The following is a 6,655-nucleotide window of genomic DNA, read 5'->3' on the forward strand; positions in this document are numbered from 1 at the left end:
GGACGGGGAGGACGGGGAGGACGGGGAGGACGGGGAGGACGGGGAGGACGGGGAGGACGGGGAGGACGGGGAGGACGGGGAGGACGGGGAGGACGGCGTGAGACGTTGACCCTACAGGCCGTAGGGTAGCGCGGGTGCGGGCGTGCCCGGCTCCGGGGTACGGCCGCCTCACACCGAGTTCCTACCAGGCATGCGGGGCCCCATCGGCCGGGGCGGGGTCCCGTGCGGTCGGGCCGGCGGGCCGGCGGCCGTGTCAGGAGTCACCAGGTCCGTACGCGGCCGCCCGGGCCCGTACGAGGTCACTCGGCCTGCGCCTGAGCTACCCGGCCCGCTCCGGAGTCACCCGGGCCCGTACCGAGTCACCCGGCCCGCCCCCGAGCTGCTCGGCCCGCTCCGGAGTCACCCGGCTTCGTCCGGGCTCGGTGTCGGGGCGCCGGTGCCGCGGCGGGCGGCCGCCAGGTGCCAGGCGAGGTTGCCCACCGCCGCTCCGGCGGCCACCACGGCGACGATCACGCCGCCGGTCGCTAGGCCGTCGCTGAACAGGTGCGGGCGCCGGTCGAGGCTGTGCAGGCCGAACCCGCACAGCTGGTAGACGCCGATGGCGGCGATGGCGAGGCTGACGACCAGCACGGTGAGGGTGGGGGCCAGGTCGCGCGCGTCGGCCGGCCCCGGCGTAGTCTCCGTGTCCGTGTCCTGCATGTGTCCCCCGTTGAACTGACGTATGGCTGTGGTCGGTTGGGAACCTACAGTACGTAGGGTCGGGCACGCGGCCGCGCGCCTCCGTTCCCGGGCGGGCTCCCGGCTCACCGTCCGGCCGCTCGGCGGCGGCGGGTCGATGCGCGTTGCCCCTTTCGTCCTCCGACCATACGCGTCGAGTCGGGGGCGGGGTCGCCCGCGTCCGCCCGGGGCCCCTGGATCGAACTCCAGTTCCTACCCCGGCCCTGCTCCCCGCCCTCGGTATGGGTTCGGTATGAGATCGGTGAGACGCGGCCGCCCGGCCCGCCGCCCGGCGGGAACCGGCAGAAAGCGGGCGTAGCCTGCCTCGACGGGCCGGCCGGGTGGCCGGCGGGCCGCGGAGGGAGTTCGATCATGGAGAGTCTGCCGGTGCTCACCACGGGGCGGCTGCTCTCCACCTGGCAACTGGATCTCCCGGCACTGCTGCTCGTCACCGTGCTCGGCGCCCTGTACGGCTGGGGTGTGCTGCGGCTCAGGGGCCGGGGCGAGCGCTGGCCGGCGGTCCGCGTGGCCGCGTTCGCCGTGCTCGGCCTCGGCACGCTCGTCGTGGCCACGATGTCCGCGCTGGCCGTCTACGACCGGGTGCTCTTCTGGCCGGCCGCCGTGCAGAACATCCTCCTCGACCTGCTCGCGCCCCTCGGCCTCGCGCTCGGCGACCCCCTGCGGCTCGCCGCCCGCGCCCTGCCCGAGCGGGCCGCGCGGCGCGTGCGGGGGGCGGTGACCGGCCGGCTGGTGCGCGCACTCACCTTCCCCATGGTGACCACGGCCCTCGTCCTCGTCACCGAGCTGACGATCTACTTCACCCCGTACTTCGCGACCGCGCTCCGCCACGGCCCGCTGCACCAGCTGATGTACCTGCACCTGCTGCTCGCCGGCTGCCTCTTCGTCGTACCGGTCCTCACCCGTGAGGAGACGCTGCCGTCCTGGTGCACCCACCCCGTGCGGGCGGCGCTGGTGTTCCTCGACGGCATCGTCGACGCCGTGCCCGGTGTCGTGGTGATGACCCACGGCACGCTGATCGCGGGCGCCTGGTACCTGCACCACCACCCCGCCTGGGCGGGCGACGTCCAGCACGACCAGCAGCTCGGCGGCGGTGCCATGGTCGGCATCGCCGAGCTGGTGGCCCTGCCCTTCGTCCTCGCGATCCTCGCCCAGTGGGCCCGCAGCGAGCGCGCGTCGACGGCGGCCCTGGACCGCCGCCTGGACGCCGAACTGGTCCCGGCGGCACGCGTGGCACCGGCCGCCGGGGAAGCCGGGGGAGCCCGCGGAGCCGTGGAAGCGGCACCGGCCCCCGACCTCGTACGGCCCTGGTGGGAGACCGAGAACAGCGAGGTCGCCCAGCGGATCCGGGGGCAGGAGCGCTGAACCGGCGGGTGCTCACTCACCTTGCCCGCGCCCCTGTCTCCCACCGGAACCGCCGGACCGCCACCGCCGCGCCCGCCGTACCCCACAGCAGCAAAACGCCGTAGTCCCGCCAGGGGACTCCCGTGTGCCCGGTGGTGAAGGCGTGCAGCAGGGCGTCGTTGAAGGGCTCGACCGGGAGGGCGGCGGCGATGGTGTTCAGGGCCGCCGAGTGGATCGGCATGTACGTGCCGGAGATGAACACCAGCGGGAACAACACCAGTTGGACGACGGACGGGGCTGCCTCCGCGTTGCGGATGACGGCGGCCACCGCCACGCCGAGGGCGCAGAACGCGGACGCGCCGAGGAGCAGGGTCAGGGTGAGGGCGGGCCACTGGGCGGGGGAGGGGAGCGGGACGCCGTACAGGCGGCCGACCGCGGCGATGAGCAGGACGTCGACGACGCTGACCAGGACGCAGTGCGCCAGCAGTCCCGCGAAGTGGACCGAGGCGGGCAACGGGGTGGCGCGGGCCCGCTTCAGGATGCCGTTCTGGCGGCGGTTCGCGAGCACGATCGCCAACTGGCTGAAGCAGGAGCCGAGTACGGAGAGTGCGGCGATCGTGGGCACGTAGTACTGGAGGGCGGAGCGGCCGTAGTAGAACTCGCTCCGGCCGATGCCGCCGAACAGCCCGCCGAACACCGCCACGACCACGACCGGGAACGCGAACGTGAAGAAGGCGCTCTGCGGGTTGCGCCAGAACGAGAGCTGCTCGTAATGGACTTGGTGCGTCAGCAGGGTCAGGCGCCGCTTGGACGCGGTGGCGCCGGTGGTGGTCATGACGTCCTCCGGGGCGGGCCGGCGTATTCGTCGGTGAGGTGCGGGGAGACATCGTCGGTGAGGCGCAGGTAGACGTCCTCCAGGCTCGGCCTGTCGACCGTGAGGCCGGCGAGGCAGGTGCCCCGGTGCAGCGCCCACTCGGTGAGCCGGTGGAGGGTGCGGGTGGGGTCCGTGGTCTCGACGGTGACGAGGCGGCCGTCCTCGTCCAGGGTGGCCGGGACGGGGAGGCCGGCGGCCGTCGTGCCGGGTGGGAGGGTGAAGCGGACGCGGGCCCGCGCGGTGTCCCGGCCGCCCAGGGTCGCGGGCGTGCCCTCGGCCACGATCCGGCCGTCCGCGATCACCGCCACCCGGTCGGCCAGCTCCTGGGCCTCCGCCATGGAGTGGGTGGTCAGGAGGATGGTGGTGCCCGCGTCGCGCAGGTCCCGCACCGACTGCCAGGCCGCCCGGCGGGCGTTGGGGTCGAAGCCGGTCGTCGGCTCGTCCAGGAACAGCACGTCCGGGTCGCCGATCAGGCCGAGCGCGAGGTCCAGGCGGCGCTTCTGGCCCCCGGAGAGCGCGCGGACCTTCTGCCTCTCCAGCCCGGTGAGGCCGGTCAGGGCGATCACCTCGTCGGTGTCGCGGGGCGCGGGGTAGTAGCCGGCGTTTCGGGCGAGGGTCTCGCGGACGGTGAGGTACGGCTCCACGGCGATGTCCTGGAGGACGATGCCGACCCGCTCGCGCAGGGCCCGCCCGGTCGACCGGTCGGCCGGGTCCAGGCCGAGCACGCGGACCCGTCCGCCGTCCCGGTCCCGGAAGCCCTCCAGGATCTCCATCGTGGTGGTCTTGCCGGCGCCGTTGCGGCCGAGCAGCGCGAAGATCTCCCCGTGCCCGACGGTGAAGCCGACCCCGCGCACCGCCCGCAGCGCGCCGTACCGCTTGTGCAGGTCCTCCACCACGACCGCGTCACCCGCCGTCATGCCCGAACGCACCGGATCTCCAGGGTCACGTCGAGGTGGCGGCCGGCCAGGCCCCGGGACGCCGTCACACCGAACGCGGTGCGGTCGATCCGGGTGCGGGCGCGGACGGTGAAGGCGTCCGCGAGCACCTCGGCACGCCCGATCGCGAGGGTGAGGGGCCGGGTGACGCCGCAGGCGGTGAGGGTGCCGGCGATGGCGGTGGGGCGGCCGCCTTCGGCGGTGGCGGGGCGGGCCTCGCCGGCGGTGACTGTGTGGGCCGGCGCGGCCGTGCCGATGTTCTCGGCGGTGAACGTGATCAGCGGATGCCGGACGGTGTCCAGGAACCTCGCCGACCGTACGGCCGTGTCCCGCCCGGAGTTGCCGGTGCGGAAGCTGTCCGCGTCGACCTCCGCGCGCACGCTCGACGCGGTGAATAGCTCGGCCACCTCGACGGTGCCGCCACGGACCGCGAAGGTGCCGTGTACCGGCAGCACTCCGAAGAGGTGCCGGGTGCGGAAGGAGAGGGAGGAGCGGGCCGGATCGACCGCGTAACGGCCGGGCCGGGGAGTCGCAGGGGCGGTGGTGTGGTTGTCGCCTGTCGCGTCCATGGCCTCATTCCACGGCCGTGGGCCCGCCCCGCGGCAGGGGGAGCCGTCGGTTCCCGGGCCGACGAGGGTCGGGTCGCCGGGGCCTCGCGTACGACGGTCGGGGCCTCGCGTACGACTTTCGTAGGGTCCGCGCGTGACGGACGTGTTCCGTACGGGACGAACCGGCCCGGCCCGGGAACGGGTGTCCTACGGTGAGCCGTATGAGTCGTACGACCGGACAGCCGGAGGCGTGCGGCGGGCCGTGGTTCCGCCGGCACCGGGCCGCCGTGGACGTGGCGATCGCGGTCGCGTTCGTGCTGCTCGACACCGGGCTGACGCTCATCGGCGCAACATGGTGGCCCGAGCACCCCGGGCCGCTCGCCTGGGCCATGCTGGGCGTGCAGGCGCTGGCCTGCGCCTCGCTCGCCGTGCGGCGCAGGGCACCGCTGGCCGTCGTCGGCGTGCTCGGCGCGTTCACGCTCGCGGTGTCGCTGCTCGTCGAGCCGGCGGGCCTGCTGACCCCGGCGCACGAGGGCGGCGTATGGGCCCCGTTCTCCACCGTGCTCGCCGCCTACGGCCCCCTCTTCTACCAGCGCGACCGCCGGCTCGCGTACGCCGTGCTCGCCGCGCTCACCCTCGTCGTCATGCGGCCCTGGGAACCGTCGGCCACGACCATGACGATCGGGCTGCTGCGCACGGCCGTCGGGCCGCTGCTGGCGCTGTACTTCGACACCCGGCGCAAACTGGTGCGGGCCCTGGTCGGGCGGGCCGAACGGGCCGAACGGGAGCGCTACCTGCTGGCCGAGCAGGCCCGTGCGGAGGAACGCGCCCGGCTCGCCGGCGAGATGCACGACGTGGTCACGCACCGGGTGAGCCTCATGGTGCTCCAGGCCGGCGCCCTGAAGGTGACGGCGGCGGACGAGGCGACCCGGCGGGCGGCGGAGGACCTGCGCGCGGCCGGCTGCCAGGCGCTGGAGGAACTGCGGGACCTGGTCGGCATCCTGCGTACCGCACCCGAGGGCGACCGGACCCCGTCGGTGGCGGGCTTCGCCGACCTGGTCGCCGAGTCGGTGGCGGTCGGGACACCGACGGAGCTGGTCGAGGAGGGCGACCCGGCGCTGGCCTCGCCGGTGGTGGGCCGCACCGCCTACCGGGTGCTGCGCGAGGCGCTGACCAACGTACGCAAGCACGCTCCCGGCGCCCGGGTGCGGGTCCGGGTGGAGTACGGCCAGGCACGGGTACGGCTGACCGTCCGCAACACCCCGCCGGCCGGCGCACCCCGCTCCGCCCTCGCCGGGACCGGCTCCGGGCTCGGGCTCGCGCACCTGCGGCAGCGCATCGAGCTGGTGCACGGCACGCTGCGTGCGGAACCCTGTGCCGACGGCGGTTTCAGCGTCGAGGCGACCCTGCCCGCGTTCGTCCCGACCGCCGGACCGGAGGTGTGAGCGTGGCACGGGTCGTGGTCGTGGACGACGAGCCGATGGTGTGCGGCTTCCTGCGCACCATCCTCGGCTCGGCCCCGGACATCGAGGTCGTCGACGAGGCGCACGACGGCGCGGCCGGCGTCGAGGCGGTCCGGCGCAACCGCCCGGACGTCGTGCTGATGGACCTGCGGATGCCGGGCATGGACGGGCTGACCGCCATCGAACGCGTCAACGCGCTCCCCGACCCGCCGCACATCGTCGTGCTGACCACCTTCGACGCCGACCAGTACGTCCTGCGCGCGCTGCGGGCCGGCGCGACCGGCTTCCTGGTCAAGTCCACCCCGCCGGACGAGCTGATCGGCCTCGTACGCACCGCCGCCCAGGGCCACACCGTCCTGTCACCCTCGGCCGCCCGCCGTCTCATCGCCGCCTCCACCGACAGCCTCTCCGCCCGCGACCGGGCCCGCGAACTCGTCGGCTCCCTCACCGAACGCGAGGTCCAGGTACTGGCCGGCCTCGGCGAGGGCCTCTCCAACGCCCAGATCGGCGCCCGTCTGTACCTCACCGAGGCCACGATCAAGGGCTACGTCTCCCGCACCCTGGACAAACTGGGCTGCGTCAACCGCACCCAGGCGGGGCTCATCGCGCACGACGCGGGGGTCGTCGGTACCTAGGTCCCTGTTGCCGCGGCGTGGTGGCGCCGACCCTGCCGTGCCCCGTGACCTGCGGGGGGGGGGGTGGCACCAAGCTGTGGACCATCAAGCTGCCCGGGCCAGTGTGCGCGGCCAGCCAGCA

7 protein-coding genes are annotated in these 6,655 nt (G+C 74.5%); 3 read left to right on the forward strand and 4 right to left on the reverse strand.

The window, feature by feature from the left end:
• Positions 1-399 precede the first annotated feature (399 nt).
• Complete coding sequence (locus tag ABZ854_RS30755; RefSeq protein WP_361217295.1) at positions 400-699, reverse strand: hypothetical protein; 300 nt, start codon at positions 697-699, stop codon at positions 400-402.
• Between the two features lie 390 nt (positions 700-1,089).
• On the opposite strand from ABZ854_RS30755, the gene ABZ854_RS30760 reads away from it, so the two are divergent.
• Positions 1,090-2,100 carry a cytochrome c oxidase assembly protein gene (locus ABZ854_RS30760; protein WP_361217298.1) on the forward strand — a complete coding sequence of 337 codons (1,011 nt, stop codon included), beginning with the start codon at positions 1,090-1,092 and terminating at the stop codon, positions 2,098-2,100.
• A 16-nt stretch (positions 2,101-2,116) separates the two neighbouring features.
• Here ABZ854_RS30760 and ABZ854_RS30765 read toward each other — a convergent pair whose 3' ends face one another.
• Genes ABZ854_RS30765 through ABZ854_RS30775 form a run of 3 tightly spaced genes read right to left on the reverse strand, consistent with a single transcriptional unit; the run spans position 2,117 to position 4,457 of the window.
• A complete protein-coding gene (locus tag ABZ854_RS30765; protein WP_361217301.1) occupies positions 2,117-2,914 on the reverse strand; it encodes an ABC transporter permease in 798 nt (265 codons plus the stop codon).
• A complete protein-coding gene (locus ABZ854_RS30770) occupies positions 2,911-3,870 on the reverse strand; it encodes an ABC transporter ATP-binding protein (RefSeq protein ID WP_361217315.1) in 960 nt (319 codons plus the stop codon). Before ABZ854_RS30770 ends, ABZ854_RS30765 begins: the two co-directional genes overlap by 4 nt.
• The gene (locus ABZ854_RS30775) at positions 3,867-4,457 is read right to left on the reverse strand and encodes a YceI family protein (protein ID WP_361217304.1); all 591 of its coding nucleotides are present in this window, start codon (positions 4,455-4,457) and stop codon (positions 3,867-3,869) included. Before ABZ854_RS30775 ends, ABZ854_RS30770 begins: the two co-directional genes overlap by 4 nt.
• Positions 4,458-4,657: 200 nt before the next feature.
• On the opposite strand from ABZ854_RS30775, the gene ABZ854_RS30780 reads away from it, so the two are divergent.
• Together ABZ854_RS30780 and ABZ854_RS30785 are read left to right on the forward strand one after the other, a co-directional pair.
• Entirely contained in the window at positions 4,658-5,881 is a 1,224-nt protein-coding gene (locus ABZ854_RS30780) for a histidine kinase (protein ID WP_361217307.1), read from the forward strand.
• Between the two features lie 2 nt (positions 5,882-5,883).
• The gene (locus ABZ854_RS30785; RefSeq protein WP_361217310.1) at positions 5,884-6,534 is read left to right on the forward strand and encodes a response regulator transcription factor; all 651 of its coding nucleotides are present in this window, start codon (positions 5,884-5,886) and stop codon (positions 6,532-6,534) included.
• Positions 6,535-6,655 lie beyond the last annotated feature (121 nt).

Source organism: Streptomyces sp. NPDC047028 (assembly GCF_040644095.1).
Lineage (GTDB): Bacteria > Actinomycetota > Actinomycetes > Streptomycetales > Streptomycetaceae > Streptomyces.